Origin of the sequence: Sphingosinicella sp., assembly GCF_041916975.1 — a bacterium.
Lineage (GTDB): Bacteria > Pseudomonadota > Alphaproteobacteria > Sphingomonadales > Sphingomonadaceae > Sphingosinicella.
Genome location: NZ_JAYRYK010000001.1, coordinates 2,666,303 through 2,682,941, shown reverse-complemented (window position 1 = coordinate 2,682,941; position 16,639 = coordinate 2,666,303). Strand labels below are relative to the sequence as shown.

Below are 16,639 nucleotides of genomic sequence, written 5' to 3'. Positions count from 1 at the left end.
AGCGATATGAAGACCAGCACTGAAGTTCTCGCAGCTCGCGCAGACGCCGTGGCGCGCGGCGTGTCCCACGTCACCAGCGTCGTCTGCGACCGCGCGCAGAATGCCGAGATCTGGGACCTCGAAGGCCGCCGCTACATCGATTTCGCGGCGGGCATCGCCGTGTGCAACACGGGGCATAACCACCCTGACGTGAAGGCCGCCGTGATCGCCCAGCTCGATCGCTTCACGCATACCAGCTTCAACGTCGCCATGTACCCGCAGTATGTCGAACTCGCGCAACGCCTGAATGCGCTCGTACCCGGCAGCAGCCCGCGCAAGACGATCCTCGTCTCGACGGGTGCGGAAGCCGTGGAGAACGCCGTCAAGGTCGCGCGCGTTGCGACGGGCCGTAGCGCGATGATCGCCTTCTCCGCCGGCTTTCACGGCCGGACGATGATGACGATGGCGCTGACCGGAAAGGTAACGCCCTACAAGGCCGGCTTTGGCCCCTTCCCCGCCGAAGTGTTCCACGCGCGCTTCCCGGATGATGCAGCGGGCGTCACGGTTGAGGACAGCATCGCGAGCATCCACGACATCTTCCACGAGGATGTCGATCCGGCCCGCGTCGCGGCGATCATCATCGAGCCCGTGCAGGGCGAAGGCGGTTTCAACATCGCGTCCGTTGAACTTCTGCAGGCCCTCCGAAAGCTTTGCGACGACCACGGCATCCTGCTGATCATCGATGAAATCCAGACCGGTTTCGGACGGACAGGGGCTTACTTCGCCCATGCCCGTGCCGGCATCGAAGCCGATATCATCACGATGGCGAAGGGCATCGCCGGCGGCTATCCGCTCGCCGCCGTCACCGGCCGGGCCGACCTGATGGATGCATCCCCGATCGGTGGGCTCGGCGGTACGTACGCGGGTTCACCGGTCGCCTGTGCAGCCGCGCTTGCGGTTCTGGACGTCATCGATCGCGAAGAGCTGTGCGCGCGTGCCGAAGCGATCGGACAAACGATCGAGGCACGCCTCGTCGATCTGCGCCAGCGCGCCCGCAAGGGCGTGATCGGCGCCATCCGTCGTCTCGGCGCAATGGTCGCCGTGGAATTATGCTCTGCCGAAGCACCGCACATGGCCGACGCAGCGCTCACGCGTGCGCTCATCGCAGAGGCGCAGAAGCAGGGCCTCATTCTGATTTCCTGCGGAACCAAGGGCAATGTCATCCGCTTCCTGATGCCGCTGACGATCCCGGACGCGCACCTGGAAGAAGGCCTCACGATCCTTGAGCAATCGCTCGCCGCGCTCGATGTCCTTGCCCCCCGGCTTGCCAACGCAAGCTGAGGCTTCCTGCGCAAAAGTGAGTACCGGCTTTTGCGTGAAAGATAATCCGAACACAGAGGTGGTGCAGGCTGCGTGATTCCGAAATCGCGCTGCCTGCCCTAAGCGTTCATGCCCGGCCCGAAAGGGACTTCGCGATCGCGTCTTTCAGCCAGCGGCGATAACGCCGGATGAGCGGCGCGTCCCAGCGATCGCCGCGCGCGATGAACAGGTAGATGCCGTCGCTGTAAGGCTGGAAGCTATCCAGCCCTTTCCCGATCTCGACAAGGCGCCCGCTCGCCAGATCGTCGGCAGCGACGAGGTGGTTCGCAAGCGCGACGCCGCGCCCGTGCAGCGCCGCGTCGAGCGTCAGGTGGCCCTGCCAGAGCTTGGGGCCGGTCAGGTCGATATCGTCGTAGATGCCGTGCGCGGAAAGCCAGTTCACCCAGGAATCGAAATTGTCCTCGTGAAGCAGCCTGTGCCGCAGCAGATCGCCCGGCTTATCGATGGGCGCCGACGCGGAGAGATAGTCCGGGCTTGCCACGGCGACGATCGGCACGCGCGCCAGCTCGATATGATGCAGCTTCGGTCCGAGCACGAAGGGCGAGCCGTAGGTCGGCACGAAGCGGATATCGATGTCCGTCTCGTGCGATCCGAAATCCGGGCTCCGATCCGTGGGGCGAATCTCGATCTGCACGGTGGGGTCGAGCCGTTCGAACGCACCGACGCGGCGCGACATCCAGTGCAGCGCGAACCCCGGCATGCACCAGATATGCAGACGGTGCTCGCTCCCGCGCCGGATCAGCTCCATCGTGGCATCAGCGAGCAGATCAAGCGCCATCGCGACCTGCTCGTGGTAGCGGATACCGGCTTCGGTCAGCACCACCCCGGCGGACGTGCGTTCGATAAGCGTCGTGCCCGTCCAGGCTTCCAGCGTTCTGAGGTGGCGGCTGATGACGGCGTGGTCGCGGCCGAGGCTCTGCGCCGCACGCCGCACGCCCTTCAGGCGGGCGACCGCATCGAACGCGCGCAGGGCTTCAAACGGCGGCAGCGACTTGCGCGACGGCGGATTGACGCCCTTGACCTTACGCTCCAGCACATAGTCCTCCCGACCGGGCCGAGCTTCCCATCCCCTCCCGTTCGGGTCAAGAACCAGTGATTTAAGCATTTGAAAGGCTTCGAATATGGGCGGCGCCGCGTTCAGGCGCCGCCCGTCTCGCTCAGAAGTTCACCGAACCCTTGATGCCGATCACCCGCGGCCGCGTGCGGTTGGAGTTCGCCCAGCCTTGATAGGGATCGATCGCCTTGTTCACGTTGCCGATGTTCTGGCCGTAGAGTTCAACACCCACCGCGCCGAACGTCGCGCCGATCCGGGCATTCAGGAGCCCGATGTCGTCGGAAGCCTGCGGCAGCGCCGAGGGCAGGAAGCTCGAACGATCGATATACGTCACCTTGTCGCGATAGCTGTAGTCCACGCGCACGAAGCCGGGCACGTTCGCCGACCAATCGAACTCGTAGTTCGCGCCGAGCGTGATGCTGAACTTCGGCGTGTAATCGGTGCGGTCGCCGGGGATGTTGACCGTATCGGCGGCATCCGTCGCAACGATCTCGCTGTCGAGATACGCAGCGCTTGCCGTGAACGTGAAACCGGTGGTCGGACGAACGGCGGCACCCAGTTCGATACCCTTCACCTCGACCTCGCCGATGTTGCTCGATTCCGAGAGATAGGCGCCGTTCACGTTCACAAGGCGGCGACGGACCATGTCCTTGTATTTCGTGAAGAACGCCGCGATGTCGTAGCTGAACGCACCATCGGACGTCATGCCCTTCGTGCCGATCTCGTAGGTGAAGATCTTTTCGGGCTTGTAGGGGGCGAACGGCGCGGAGTTGAAGCCGCCCGAACGGAAGCCTTTCGCAACGTTCGCGTAGATGCTGGCGTTATCCGAATACTGGTACGAAACGTAGAAGCGCGGATCGACGGAATCGAACTTTGCCGACTGCTCCACGCCCGTTCCGGGCGCATATTCGATCAGGCTCGTCTGCTTGTCCTTGAAATAGCGGATGCCCGCACCGACCGTCAGGCGATCGAAGAGCTTGTAGGATGCATCCGCGAACAGCGAGTAGGACTCGGAACTGGATTTCGAGAGATAGTATTGATCGCCGATGAGGAAGCCCCCGCCCTCCGAAATGTCGGCATCAGGCGCGTAGAGATATTCGTACAGGGCAAGCAGCGACCTGTCGCCTTCGCTGTAGAAGGCACCCAGCGTCCATTCGAACGGACCGCCAGAAGACGTAAGGCGGAGTTCCTGGCTGAACTGATCGGCGTCCACCCAGCGGTCGTCGTTACCCTCGACAATGTTATACGAATAGTTGCCGGGGCGGGGAATGTAGGTGAACGGATACTGGTGCTTGTGCTCGATATAGGTCGTGGCGCTCACCAGCTCCGCGAAGCCCATGTCGTAGCGGAGTTCGAGATTGTAGAGATCGAAATCGAACTCCTTGGGGATCATTGCCTTGCTGCGATCCGGGCCGATATCGACCGTGCGGTCCGGTTCTTCGAAGCCCGTGCCGAGCTTGGTGTCGGCGCGGTGGATCTGCGCCATGGCTTCGGCGCTGAAGTTCTCACTCGGCGTCCACAGCAACTTGGCGCGTACGTTGATGAGTTCGGTGCCGTTCCCATCCTTGATGCCCGCTTCCGGCTGATCGATCCAGCCGCCGCCCTGCTCGTAGGCGCCTGCGATACGCAGCGCGAGCTGATCCTGCACCAGGGGTATATTTAGCACGCCGCTCAGCTTCGTACCAACCTCTCCGCTGGCGACATTGTAAACTTCGCCTTCGAGCTTGCCCTCGAACTGGCTGGTGTTCGGATCGTTCGTGACGAAGCGGATCGTGCCGCCCGCCGACCCTTGGCCATAGAGCGTTCCCTGCGGGCCTTTCAGCACCTCGACGCGCGCGAAATCAAGCGGGACCGGGCTCAGCTGGTCGTAGCCGGAAAGCGAAAGCGGCGCCTCGTCGAGATACATGCTGACAAGCGCGCCGGAGCCGGACTGGTTGGCAAGACCGCGCAGGAAGATCGTGTAGCTGCCGGGGCCATCTTCACGCATCGTGAGGCCGGGGACCGCGAACGACAGATCCTGCACATTGTCGATGCCGCGCTGTTCGAGATCCTCGCCGCCGAGCACGGACACGGCCATGGGCACGTCGATAAGGCGCTGCTCGCGTTTCTGAGCGGTGACGACGATGACCTGCCCGCTATCGACCGCGTCATCCGACTCCTGCGCATACGCGGTTGTCGCCGCCAGCATCGCGAATACGGAAACGCCTGCGGCGAATGTTGTTTTGGAAATCATTGCTACCCCCCTCTTTTGCAGCTTCATTATTCACCGGAAAGGCTATGGAACGGCCGTTTCCACGGCAGATGCGAAAATCGCGACAAGCGGTGCAATCAGGTCACCACCGGGCCCAACGCACACATCAGGCGAAAGCCGCGATGCCGGTCTGCGCGCGTCCCAGGATCAACGTGTGAACGTCGTGCGTCCCTTCATACGTATTGACCGCCTCAAGGTTGCACATATGGCGCATGACGTGGAACGCGCCGGAAATGCCGTTGCCGCCATGCACGTCGCGTGCGGCGCGGGCGATATCGAGCGCCTTGCCGCAGCTGTTGCGCTTGATGATCGAAATCGTTTCGGGCGGGCACGCGCCCGCATCCAGCATCCGCCCGACCTTGAGACAGGCCTGAAGCCCGATTGCGATTTCCACCTGCATTTCCACAAGCTTGCGCTGCACGAGCTGGTTCGCCGCGAGCGGACGGCCGAACTGGTGGCGTTCAAGCGCGTAAGTCCGCGCCGCTTGCCAGCACGCCGCAGCAGCACCGAGCGCGCCCCAGCCGATGCCGTAACGGGCTTTGTTAAGGCATCCGAACGGACCCTTCAGACCTTGCACGTTCGGAAGCAGGTTTTCATCGGGCACGAAGACGCCGTCCATCACGATCTCGCCGGTGATGGAGGCGCGCAGCGCCAGCTTGTCCTTGATCTCGGGCGTCGACAGCCCCGCCGCGCCGCGTTCAAGCACGAAGCCGCGGATCACGCCGTCCAGCTTCGCCCAGACCACCATCACATCGGCGATCGGTGCATTCGTGATCCACATCTTGGTGCCCGTGAGCCGATATCCGCCTGGAACACGGTCTGCACGCGTCGCAAGGCTTCCTGGATCAGACCCGGACCCCGGCTCGGTGAGGCCGAAACAACCCACCAGTTCGCCCGAGATCAGCCCCGGGAGCCAGCGCGCACGCTGCGCGTCCGAGCCGTAAGCGTGAATGGGATGGATGACGAGGCTCGACTGCACGCTCATCGCCGAGCGGTAGCCGGAATCCACGGCCTCCACCTCGCGCGCGATCAGCCCATAGGCGACATGACTGGCCCCCACGCCGCCGTCCGCCTCCGGGATCGTGGCGCCGAGCAGGCCGAGCGCGCCCATCTCGCGCAGGATCGCGCGGTCGAACACGCCGTCACGATTGGCATCGACGATGCGCGGCAGAAGTTCGGCCTCGGCATAGCTCCGGGCGGTATCGCGGATCAGGCGCTCTTCGCCCGTCAGCTCCGAATCGAGCGCGAGCGGGTCCGTCCAGTCAAACTGGTCAGTCATACCGGTCATGTCTCCTTGAGTTTTTAGCGGTTTTTCCGGCCGTGCTGCTGCCAGCGCCCGGGATTAATGGTCACTCCGCCGCGCCCGTCGAAGCGGAGCACGGTCGGATATCGGCCCTGCACCACGTAATCGCCGGTTTCAGCGGGAACGAGTTCCACAGCATTCTCCTTCGGAATGCCGAAAATCTTGCGTTCTCCGACAGCCTGCCCGAGCAGGCGCCCGTCTTCCACCTTGAGATCAAGCTCGGCGAGTGCACTGAACCGGTATCGGCCCGAAAGCTTGTGGAGCGCGGCAGCTTCTACTCCGCGGCGCGGCGGCGCCTCCAGCGCTGCCTGCGGCTGCCGGGGCACAGCGCTCAGGATCGCGTCCCACATCACCTCCGACGTGATCGTGCCGATATCGAGCAGACTGATGCGCTTGTCGTCAGCTGGCGTGTATTCGGCGGTAGAGACCGCATAGAGCACGTCACCGTCGAATTCCGTCTGGAAGGGCTGGATCCCGCGCGCCATCGACGTATGCACCTGGATCGCAAGCCGTTTCAGTTCCCACGGCTCCATCTTCTGGTTCACAACGATCAGGCTGATCGTCGTGTTCTTTTTCTCGGCGGAGGGCGCAACACCCGTCCAACCCGGCTTTCCACTATCGGGCGTTCCGGCCAGAATGTCGTGGGTTTTGAACCCTGCCGGCCAGGTTTTGTCCGGATAGCACGCTGCCGTGCGCCCCTCGCGATCCGTCACGACGCCGAGCGCGTTCACGACCGTGAAGGCCGCGATTTTCAGATCGCCGACCTGCCGGAAGGCACCGCCCTGCCCCGAATGGGCATTGCATCCGAAAATGCTGCCGCTGACCGCCGAGCGCCCGGCCCCATAGGCGCCGCGCGGGAACACGCCCGGCACCGCCGCCTTCAGCGCCGCCTGCGCGAGGCGCTTGTCCGGGTAAATCTCGTTGAGACGGCGCCCGCCGAAATCGTAGATGATCGATCCCACCGTAAGGCCGACATTGTCCCAGTTGCCGCCGCGATAGCCTTCGTCCTTCAGCGCCGTATTCACGGCCGTCACGGCTTCGAGGCCGTACCAGGAGCCGCCGGAGAGTACGACAGAGTCCAGTTCGGGGAACGGATAGCCGATCCCCAGATATTCCGTATTCACCGTGCCCGGCCCACCGCCACGGATATCGACCGCCGCCAGCATCTTTCGATTGAAGCGGAACACGGTAAGCCCCGTCGGGCCGGCCTCATACTGGCCGGTTCCGATCTTGAAGGCTGGCCAGTCGAAGCGCAGCGCGTCGGGCGTATCGTAGCCGTCGTTGAGCGTAAGCTTCAAAGCGTCCTGTTCCGCGGACTGGGCGAAAAGCGGCGAGAGCGGCAGCATAGCGGCCGCAGCGGCCATTGCCGCGCCCAGCATCCCGTATGCCCGTGCTCGCTTCATGTGAATCTCCATCCCGGTACCTTGATCATCAGAATTACGATCGCGGCTACGAAAACGAGATGCAAATGCAAAGGCCGGCGTTGCGCGGAGTGCACCACTGCGGACACGGCTGTCAGCTTCACAGGTGCACGCCCGGATGCCCCTATCGCGCGGTGTCGGGGCTTTTCGGAAGGAGCAACCATTTTGGGCATCGCACGGTCCGGCCTTCTCGGGCTTCATCGCTGGCTCAGCCTTTCAGCGATGCTGTTCTGGGTGCTGCAAGCGGCCTCCGGCGTCCTGATCGTGTTCCATTGGGAACTCGAGGACGCCCTGATCCGCGCTCCGCACCGCCCAACCGACCCGGCAGCGATCGAGGCACGGCTCCGCGAACTCGCACCGCCCGGTTCCGGCCTCGTCATCGAATCGGTGTGGACGAGCGGCGGCGCAAGCGATCGCTACGATGTCTATGTAGAGACTCCGGATGGAGAAGCGGAACGCACGATCCGCATCGACGGTGCAGGCAATGTCCTGCGAACACTGACACCCGCAGAAAGCGGAATGTTCGATACGATCGTCGGCTTTCACCACGATCTCTTGGCCGGGGAAACGGGAAGCTGGATTGTCGGTCTCAGCGGCCTTCTGCTCGCCGGCAATATCGGGATCGCGCTTTTCCTGGCATGGCCCGGGCGACAGCGGCTGCGGGCCCTGAAGCCCCCACCCAAGACCGCGCGCGGCATTCCAGGAGTCTACGGCTGGCACCGCGCCATCGGCTTCTGGGGTGCGCTACCTGCCTTCGCCCTTTCGTTGGCAGGCGTGCTTCTGGTATTTCAGGACAGTGCAGTGCAATGGCTCGCGCCCACGTCGATCGCCACACCTGCCGAGCCATGGACAGCCGCATCACCGCCGGGCTTCGGCAAAGTGGTCGAGGCCGCCATGGCGCTCCATCCCGATGCTCGCCTCGCCGATGTCAGTTTCCCGACCGCCGACTCGGCGGTTTGGCGCGTCAGGCTGCGTACCGACGGCGAAGCACGGCGCGCCTACGGCCGAACCGCCGTATTCGTGAGTGGCAACAGCGGGCAGGTGTTGGCGAACCTGCCGGCTTCGGATACCGCGCCCAGCAGGGCGTTCCTCGATGGCCTGTTCCCGTTTCACACGGGCGAAATCGCCGGATTGCCGGGGCGGATCGCCGTTGTCGCGACAGGCGCATGGCTGCTGACCATGACTTTGCTCGGCTTCGTCCTGTGGAAAAGGCGCCGACGTACGCGGTGATACCTGGTCACCGGCGCACACACCATTGGCAGCACCGGACGAAAGTGTGCACTTCTAGAGTGCGGCAAAGGGAATAAGGGGAGACGGGGATGACATTCAGGCCGGCACTTCACAGCGCGCTTATCGCAGCCGCGGCGACCAGCTTCGCAGCGTTGCCGGCAAAAGCGCAGCAACCTCCGGAGATTCTCACCTCGCCCGCCAAAGACGTCACGCTGACGCTCAGCGAAGGGACGTGGATGAGCGTTGATATCAGCCCGGACGGCAAAACCATCCTGTTCGATCTGCTGAACGACATCTACGCCGTGCCCGCTGCAGGCGGAGAGGCGAAACCCGTTCTGTCCGGCCCCGCGACACAGCGCAGCCCGCAGTTCAGCCCGGACGGACGCAGCATCCTTTATCTTAGCGATGAAAGCGGCGCGGACAACATCTGGGTTGCGGATCCCGACGGCAGCAATCCCCGCCAGATCAGCCACGAAACGCTGGCAATGATCACGGCACCCTCCTGGTCACCTGACGGCAAGTCGATTGCCGCAACGAAAACCAGCGCTTCCGTGTTCGAGATGCGAAGCTCCGAAATCCGACGTTTCGATCTGGCGGGCGGGGATGCGCAGATCATCGAACCGCCGAGCAGCGGCAAGGATATACAGGAACCCCGCTACGCGCCCGATGGCCGCGCGCTATATTACACGGAGCGCGTAGGCGGCACGCACTATGTCTATCACAATCCGGGTCTAGCGAATTTCGTCATTCGTCGCCGCGACCTCACCACGGGGGAAAGCAGCGATCTCATCTCGGGGTTTGGCAGCGCCACCAGCCCGCAGGTTTCGCCCGATGGCAAGCTGATCGCGTTCGTGCGCCGCGTCGGCGCGAAGACAGTGCTGTTCCGCTACGATATCGAGACACGCATTCAGACCGCCATTTATCAGGATCTCGACCGCGATTTGCAGGCCGACTATCTCGCGCAGGAACATTATTATCCGGCGTTCGACTGGTTCCCTGACAATCTGCACGTCGCCATCTGGGGCAAAGGCAAGCTCTACAAGGTGAACATGCGGAACGGCGCAGCGACGGAGATTCCATTCCGCGCGACTGCGCAACACCGCATTCACGACGCGCTCCGCACAAAGCTCGATCTCGCACCCGCACGTGTGGATGCGAAGATCATCCGCCAGATTGCGCCTGCTCCCGATGGCAAAACGATCGTGTTCCGCGCCCTCGGCTCGCTCTGGCAGCAGGATATGGCAGGTGCTGCGCCGCCACGCCGCCTCACGAACGGCAAGGGCGCCGAAGCCGATCCGGCCTGGTCTCCGGACGGCCGATCAATCACCTATGTCGATTGGGACGATGAAACCGGCAGCACACTTCGCCTGCGCAATGTCCGCAGCGGCAACGAGAGCATCGTCGCCCGAAGCCGCGGCATCATCGGCGAACCGAAATTCTCGAACGACGGCAAGCGCATCGCTTATCGCATTCTTGAACCCGACAGCGCCATGGGCGGTGCGAGCGATCCGAGCGGCCTCTACGTGACCGACACAAACGGCCGCAATCCACGCTTCCTCTCGAAGGCGGCCGGGCTCGTACGCTTCTCGCCTGATGACGCGCGCATCTATTTTATTGGCACGCCCGATTACAGCGCGAAGCGCGCAGTCATCCTGCGCAGCATTGCCCTCACGGGCGGAGAGGCCCGCGACCATGCCTATGCCGAAACCGCCGATGCGGGCGATTTCACGCTGAGCCCCGACCTAAAATGGATCGCCTTCAAGGAGGAGCAGGAGCTTCACCTGATACCGTTCGCACCCGGTGCCAAGACGCCGGCGAACATCACGGCCAAGGCCAATCCATCCGCACGAACGCTGACACGCTCGGGAGGCTTCGAAATGGCGTGGAGCGCGGATTCATCGCGCCTCCACTGGATGCTCGGGCCGAATCTTTTCAGCGCGGCTCCCGGCGATACCGGCATCGTCGATACGCCCGCACGAAAGATCGCTCTCGCCGCCACCGCCGATGTTCCTCAAGGAAGCATCGCCTTCACGAACGCTCGAATCCTTACGATGACCGGGAACGATGCGATCATCCCGCGCGGCACGGTCGTCGTTGAAGGCAATCGCATCGCGGCCGTGGGCGTGAATGACAGCGTGAGGATTCCGGCGAAGGCGAAGATCATCGATCTTGGCGGCCGTACATTGATGCCGGGCCTGTTCGACGCGCACGGCCATATCGATTGCTGTTACGGGACGAGTGTGATGCCCCAGAAGCATCCCACACGCTATGCGGCGCTCGCCTACGGCGTCACCACCAATTTCGACCCCTACGCGAACGAGCTTCCGAGCTACGAAACCGGCGAAATGACAATCGCCGGCAAGATGGTCGGGCCGCGCTGGATCACCACCGGTAACGTCATCTATGGCCGCGCCGGAAAACCCGATCGTGTCTTCAATCGCATCGAAAGCCTGGAGGACACCCGCGCCATTTCAAGGCGCAAGGCGGCGATCACCGATGGCGCGATCTTCAAGAGCTACAAGCTGACGACGCGCGCGCAGAAGCAGTGGCTTCTTCAGGCTGCGGCCGAAGGCGGCCAGATGGTCGACGCCGAAGGCGCCGGTCATTTCTACGACAATGTCAGCATGATTCTCGATGGCTACACCAACCTCGAGCATAACCTGCCGGTCGCCACCTATTATGATGATCTCCTGCAGCTCTTCCGGAATTCACAACTGTCGACGACGCCGACCCTGATCGTCACCTTCGGCGAGCTTTTTGGCGAGAACTACATCTACCAGCATCAGGAACCGTGGAAGGAATCCAAGGTCCGCACCTTCATTCCAGGTGTCAACAATGCCTACAATCCGGTCTCGGGCCCTTCCGATGCACCGCTCCACGTGCGCGCCATGCAATCGATCCATCAGGCCGACGAACTCTACGACGTCGGCTTCCGTTCGGTCAGCCGCTCGATCAAGCGGCTCGACGATGCCGGCGTAACCGTCAATGTCGGCTCTCACGGCCAGTCGTCGGGCATCGCTATCCACTGGGAGATGCAACTCCTTTCCGAAGGCGGCATGGCACCGATGCGCATTCTCCGCGCGGCGACCATAAACGGTGCGCGGACCTATGGCCTCGATCATCAGCTCGGATCGATCGAGCCTGGAAAGCTCGCCGATCTCATCGTGCTCGACCGCGATCCGCTCGCGGACATCAAAAATACGAACAGTGTGCGTTACACCATGGTTAATGGTCGGCTCTACGATTCCGAAACGATGAACGAGATCGGCAATCATCCCCGCGAACGCAGCAAGTTCTTCTGGGAAATGACCAACCAGAACGGGATCGCATGGAATCCTGCATGGGGAGAAGTGGGCCGTGAGCGCTAGTCGCGGATGTAGGTGAGCTTCCCGTGAGAGAGCGTCCTCTCAACAGCCAGTCGTTCCAGGTCATCGTGAGGCAGGATCAATGCCCGATTCAAAACGGCAATGTCTGCAACCTTCTCCGGCTCCAACGTTCCGATCTCGCGTTCCGCACCAAGTGCGAAGGCCGCGTTTCTCGTGTAGGCCGCCAGAATAACCGGAAGATCGATGCGCTCAGCGGGTTCAAGAGAGGGCGCATCGGCTGCCACACGTCGCGTCATCGCGTGGCGCATCGCGGCCAACGGATCGTCCGTGGATACCGGCCAGTCGCTGCTGCCGACCAGCATGGCACCGGCATCGACGAGACTGCGCGCAGGGTAAATGTACCGGAAGGTCTCCGCGGAGACGAAGGGCTTCACGGCCTTTACCGTGTAATCGTCGGCCACGGCCCACAGCAGCTGCATGTTGGCGATCACGCAAGCTCTTCCTCACCGGCCTTCGGTTCGAAGATCGTGGTGATGCCGTGGCGCGAATGCATCGCCTGCGCCTGCGCAAGCAAGCCGAGCCATTCCTCGGCGGAGGGTTTGGGAATAGCGCCGAGAACAAGCGCGATGGCAGGCGGGTCCTTGAGAAAGCCGGTCGGATTCCCCGCCGCATCACGCTCGATAACCCCGCCCGCCGGATCGTGGACTGCCGGTGATGATTGGTCCGGTTGCATGATTAGCTGATCCGGGGTGTTGAGCCGCATCGGATCGGCACCTGTAGGCAGAAATTTCCGCATCAGGGGGTGCGTGCATCGTTCAGCTACCGTGACTGGTTCTGTCACATATTGGTGCGCCTTCCCTTGGCACTCCCAATGCTTCCAGCCACCGACTTCGATAGGCTGAAAGATCCAGTGTGCAAGAATCCACGAGTTCGAGCGAGCCCTGAAGGGATAACGTTGACGAAAGCAGGCTCAGGGCTCCGATTGCTAGGTCAGCTTCCTGATTGGCCACGTAGAGAGGATGACCAGTCTGCAGGCGTGCCAGGACCGACACGAAGGCTTTTGAGCGGGCGAAACGACCGTCGATCATGATCGTGCCACGGGCGCCGACCCTGGTAAGCGCCAAGTCTGTCAACAGCGCCGCATAAAGTGCGACGGTGGCCGCTTTTTCCACTGGATTCCGCGGCCGATTGAGCCACTCGCCAGAAGCCTTCGGGAAGGGGCCTGTGCCTGGTACGAATGTCGGCAGGATCATTGCGCCCCTGGACACGCAGTCGCGCAACGCCGCCATTATCGCACCTTCATATTGCGGATCGTCGATCCTGATCCCATCGCCGCTCAGGATTTCGACCTCTCGGCCACCCATGAAGATCAACGTCGGAACTGGCGAGCCGTTGACGTCGACGTTCACGACACCGCCTGGACCCAGTGTTTCAAACGCCGGCTGCGTTTCCTTGCTCGACCGCATCGTGACGAACCATGTGCCCGTGGAAACGATGGCTGCGTCGCGGTCGCGAATTTCCGGATGCATCCGCGCGGCCAGCAACGCGGCATTGGAATCGTGGAGCCCGGCATGGACCTGTGTTTCCGCGGGCAGCCCCGTGGCCGCGCTCCATTCGGGAAGCAGCGTTCCGACCACATCTCCGGCACGGTAAAGAGGCGCAAGGCGCTGCGCCCATCCACGCTTCACGGCCATGGGCGAAGGCGCCTTGCCGAGCGGCGACCACAGATCGGTATGCGCGCCGAGGCTCGTGACTTCCGACACGGCGACACCCGTGAACCGCCATGCCCAATACTGCGGCCAGGGAACGATCACCGCGTCACCCGTGAAAAGATCCGGAATACGGGCTTCCAGCGCATGAAGCTGCACGCCAAGGTTGAGGCCGTGATCCATTGCCGGAGAACCGGTTTCGCTGAAAGCGTCCCGGTGGGCGCGATAGGCTTCCAAAATGTCGGCGGGCAGCTCGGCTTCATAATCCATGGGAGCGGCGACAAGCTCCCGGCCCCGTACAACCGCGCAGGCGGCGCCATGCGCAATCGGAATGATCGCAGCGACGGTTCCCTTGCGCGCGAAATCGGACAGGCTGGCGCGTAGCCACGCCTCGATACCGTCGATATCAAGACAAGGATATCCGTTGGCTTCGACCTGCCGGTTGGAATGACTGGTCCGCGCCAGTTCCTGGCCGTCCCGAGTCCACAGTGATGCCTTGCTGTGGGTTTTTCCGATGTCGATGACAACGACCAGACCAGCCATAATCCTCCCCATATCTCTTTTCCACGGCGCGTCTGGACAACCGTTGATCATCACTATAAACAATCAAATTAAATCTAAAACAAGCAAAATGCGTCAAATCCTGGAGGAACCCTTGGCAGACAAGCCTTTCTTGCCCGAGCAGATTGCGGACCACAACGCGCTGCATCTCGCGGCCCTGACGGACGAATACGAGTCGCTCGGCCGTGCGCTGGGTAGACGTGGCATCGACATCGACGGTGTGAAGGCGAAGGTATCCGGCTTCTCGCTCGCCCTGCCCACCTGGGCGACGGGACGCGGCGGGACGCGCTTTGCCAAGTTCCCGATCCCGGGCGAGCCGACCAACATTCACGAAAAGCTCGCGGACTGCGCCGTGGTGCAGCAATTGAGCCGCGCCGCGCCGCGCGTGTCGCTGCATTTCCCTTGGGACGGCGCATCCGACTATGCAGCGCTTCGCGAAGAGGCCGAAGCCTACGGGCTTGGCTTCGATGCGGTGAATTCGAATACCTTCCAGGATCAGCCTGGCGCCGAGCACAGCTACCGCAGCGGCAGCCTCGGCGCAGCGGACGCCGCCGTGCGCGCGCAGGCGATCCGCCACAACATCGATTGCATCGAGATCGGCAAGACGCTGGGATCGAAGGCGCTCACGGTCTGGATTGGGGACGGCTCTAACTTCCCGGGTCAGCAGGATTTCACCCGCGCGCTCGACCGGTACATTGCGGCCGCGTCCGAAATCTACGCCAACCTCCCCGACGACTGGCAGCTTCTCCTCGAACACAAGATGTTCGAGCCGGCCTTCTATTCGACGATCATTTCGGATTGGGGTTCCTCATTGATGGCGGCGCAAGAACTCGGCCCCAAGGCGAAGTGCCTCGTCGATCTCGGACATCACGCGCCGAACGTGAACATCGAGCAGATCGTCGCCCGCCTGCACCGGGTCGGGCGCCTCGGCGGCTTCCATTTCAACGACAGCAAATACGGCGACGACGACCTCGATTCAGGATCGATCAACCCGCACCAGCTCTTCCTTGTTTTCAACGAACTCGCGGAAGCAGAAGCGCGTGTGCCGGGGCCGACACCGGCCTACATGATCGACCAGTCGCACAACGTAACCGATCCGATCGAAAGCCTCCTGTCGTCGACCGAGTCGATCGTTAGCGCGTTCGCCAAGGCCGCACTGATCGACCGCGATGCGCTCCACGATGCGCAGGATCGCGACGATCCAATGATGGCGTTCCAGGCGCTCCGCCGGGCGTACCGTGTCGACGTTTCGGCCATCGTCGCCATGGCCCGCATGGAGGCCGGCGGCGCGATCGACGTGCTCGAATTCTACCGCGATAGCGGATGGCGCGCGCGCAAAGCGCAGGAACGCAAACCGGTCGGGCTCGGCGCGGGGATCGTCTGAGCGCTATTGCGCGGCGCGGGCGCTGCTTTGTGCGAGGCGGTATTTTTCCGCGTCCCACCCCGCAAGCGCCCGCGCTTCCGCATCAGGAAGGAAGACGACCGAGGCTTCGGGCGGAAGCCTGAGCAGCACGTCGATGACCCACGCGAGGATATCCTCCGCACCCGCGCGCAGATCGTTCCGCACGTAGCCGCCGCGGCCCGGCGACAGCAGAACTGCCGGCGCGCCTCCATAAAGGCTGCGGTATTCCGATAGCGCGGTCTGAACCGTGCTGTTCGCGGGCAGATGTGCCGCAGGCCCACCAAGGAAGACCACCTGATCAGGCGCAAGCGCACCGCCACACGCCACGGCCGAAAGGCGCGGATTCATTGCCAATCGGCTTAGAGCATCATTCCAACAATAGGTGGGATCGGGTGATGGCGCCTCGATGGGCGCTTCCGGAAGATCGTTCAACGAAAACGCAAGATCCCGTTCGACCGCGTACAAGAGGTCGGCCGCTGCTGCGGGAGACTCTGCGGCGACCACGAGTCCATGGTTCTGCAGAACGAAGACATTCGGGCGGCCATTCTCGGATGCAACCGCGCGTGCAATCTCGGCCGCGAGTTCAGGTCCCGGCCGCACATAGGGTATGAATGCGCCACTCCACCGGCCTTCACAGGCCTTCAACCGCTCGGCGCCATCGGGGAGAATGGAAAGCGTCGTCGCATTCAGCGAATGAACATGGAGCACCCCGCGGTGGGGCAAAACGGCATGGAGCGCTGTTTCGATCGAGGGCTTGAGATGCTGCGTTGCAGGGTCTTCCAATCGCGCGGCGTCCAGCGCCTGCCCCGCTGCCAGCCGATGGCGCGCGGCTTCGAGCGACAGCGGCACCATGATATCTTTGGCTTCGGCATCGGCCAGCCAGCAGCCCGACGCCTTTACCCAGAGCGTGCCGTCTTCCTTCAGCGAGACATTGCCGCCCGCACCCTGCACGATAGCACGGTCCGCGCCGAGACGCGCGGAGACCGCGCACAGTTCCCGCCAGAGATCGCTGCGGACCATGGG

12 protein-coding genes are annotated in these 16,639 nt (G+C 62.9%); 4 read left to right on the top strand and 8 right to left on the bottom strand.

Features of this window, described 5'->3' with window-relative positions; all coding sequences use genetic code 11:
* Positions 1-6 precede the first annotated feature (6 nt).
* Entirely contained in the window at positions 7-1,320 is a 1,314-nt protein-coding gene (gene gabT / locus ACE3TJ_RS12645; RefSeq protein ID WP_374596652.1) for a 4-aminobutyrate--2-oxoglutarate transaminase, read from the top strand.
* Positions 1,321-1,426: 106 nt separating this feature from the next.
* Here the strand turns inward: gabT and ACE3TJ_RS12640 are convergent, their stop codons facing one another.
* The 4 genes from ACE3TJ_RS12640 to ACE3TJ_RS12625 all read right to left on the bottom strand — a co-directional run bounded on the left by ACE3TJ_RS12640 (position 1,427) and on the right by ACE3TJ_RS12625 (position 7,370).
* Entirely contained in the window at positions 1,427-2,395 is a 969-nt protein-coding gene (locus tag ACE3TJ_RS12640) for a LysR substrate-binding domain-containing protein (protein ID WP_374596650.1), read from the bottom strand.
* Between the two features lie 121 nt (positions 2,396-2,516).
* A complete protein-coding gene (locus ACE3TJ_RS12635; RefSeq protein ID WP_374596648.1) occupies positions 2,517-4,646 on the bottom strand; it encodes a TonB-dependent receptor in 2,130 nt (709 codons plus the stop codon).
* Between the two features lie 124 nt (positions 4,647-4,770).
* Positions 4,771-5,952: an acyl-CoA dehydrogenase family protein gene (locus ACE3TJ_RS12630; protein WP_374596647.1), complete on the bottom strand. Its 1,182-nt coding sequence runs from the start codon at positions 5,950-5,952 to the stop codon at positions 4,771-4,773.
* 14 nt (positions 5,953-5,966) lie between these two features.
* Positions 5,967-7,370 (bottom strand): P1 family peptidase, encoded by a 1,404-nt coding sequence (locus tag ACE3TJ_RS12625; protein ID WP_374596645.1) that lies wholly within the window; start codon positions 7,368-7,370, stop codon positions 5,967-5,969.
* A gap of 183 nt (positions 7,371-7,553) precedes the next feature.
* Here ACE3TJ_RS12625 and ACE3TJ_RS12620 point away from each other — a divergent pair, with 183 nt between their 5' ends.
* Positions 7,554-8,618: a PepSY-associated TM helix domain-containing protein gene (locus ACE3TJ_RS12620; RefSeq protein ID WP_374596643.1), complete on the top strand. Its 1,065-nt coding sequence runs from the start codon at positions 7,554-7,556 to the stop codon at positions 8,616-8,618.
* A gap of 89 nt (positions 8,619-8,707) precedes the next feature.
* Positions 8,708-11,986, top strand: a complete 3,279-nt coding sequence (locus ACE3TJ_RS12615; RefSeq protein WP_374596641.1) for an amidohydrolase family protein — start codon at positions 8,708-8,710, stop codon at positions 11,984-11,986.
* Here the strand turns inward: ACE3TJ_RS12615 and ACE3TJ_RS12610 are convergent.
* The 3 genes from ACE3TJ_RS12610 to ACE3TJ_RS12600 form a co-directional block, all read right to left on the bottom strand.
* Positions 11,983-12,435, bottom strand: coding sequence for an amidohydrolase family protein (locus ACE3TJ_RS12610; RefSeq protein WP_374596639.1), 453 nt, complete (start codon positions 12,433-12,435; stop codon positions 11,983-11,985). The two genes, ACE3TJ_RS12615 and ACE3TJ_RS12610, sit on opposite strands and share 4 nt — an antisense overlap.
* On the bottom strand, positions 12,432-12,677 hold the full coding sequence (locus ACE3TJ_RS12605; RefSeq protein WP_374596637.1) for an amidohydrolase family protein: 246 nt from the start codon (positions 12,675-12,677) through the stop codon (positions 12,432-12,434). Before ACE3TJ_RS12605 ends, ACE3TJ_RS12610 begins: the two co-directional genes overlap by 4 nt.
* An 82-nt stretch (positions 12,678-12,759) precedes the next feature.
* Positions 12,760-14,196, bottom strand: coding sequence for an FGGY-family carbohydrate kinase (locus ACE3TJ_RS12600; RefSeq protein ID WP_374596635.1), 1,437 nt, complete (start codon positions 14,194-14,196; stop codon positions 12,760-12,762).
* A gap of 112 nt (positions 14,197-14,308) precedes the next feature.
* On the opposite strand from ACE3TJ_RS12600, the gene ACE3TJ_RS12595 reads away from it, so the two are divergent.
* On the top strand, positions 14,309-15,598 hold the full coding sequence (locus tag ACE3TJ_RS12595; protein ID WP_374596633.1) for a TIM barrel protein: 1,290 nt from the start codon (positions 14,309-14,311) through the stop codon (positions 15,596-15,598).
* Between the two features lie 3 nt (positions 15,599-15,601).
* Here ACE3TJ_RS12595 and ACE3TJ_RS12590 read toward each other — a convergent pair whose 3' ends face one another.
* Positions 15,602-16,636, bottom strand: a complete 1,035-nt coding sequence (locus ACE3TJ_RS12590; RefSeq protein WP_374596631.1) for a class II aldolase/adducin family protein — start codon at positions 16,634-16,636, stop codon at positions 15,602-15,604.
* Positions 16,637-16,639 lie beyond the last annotated feature (3 nt).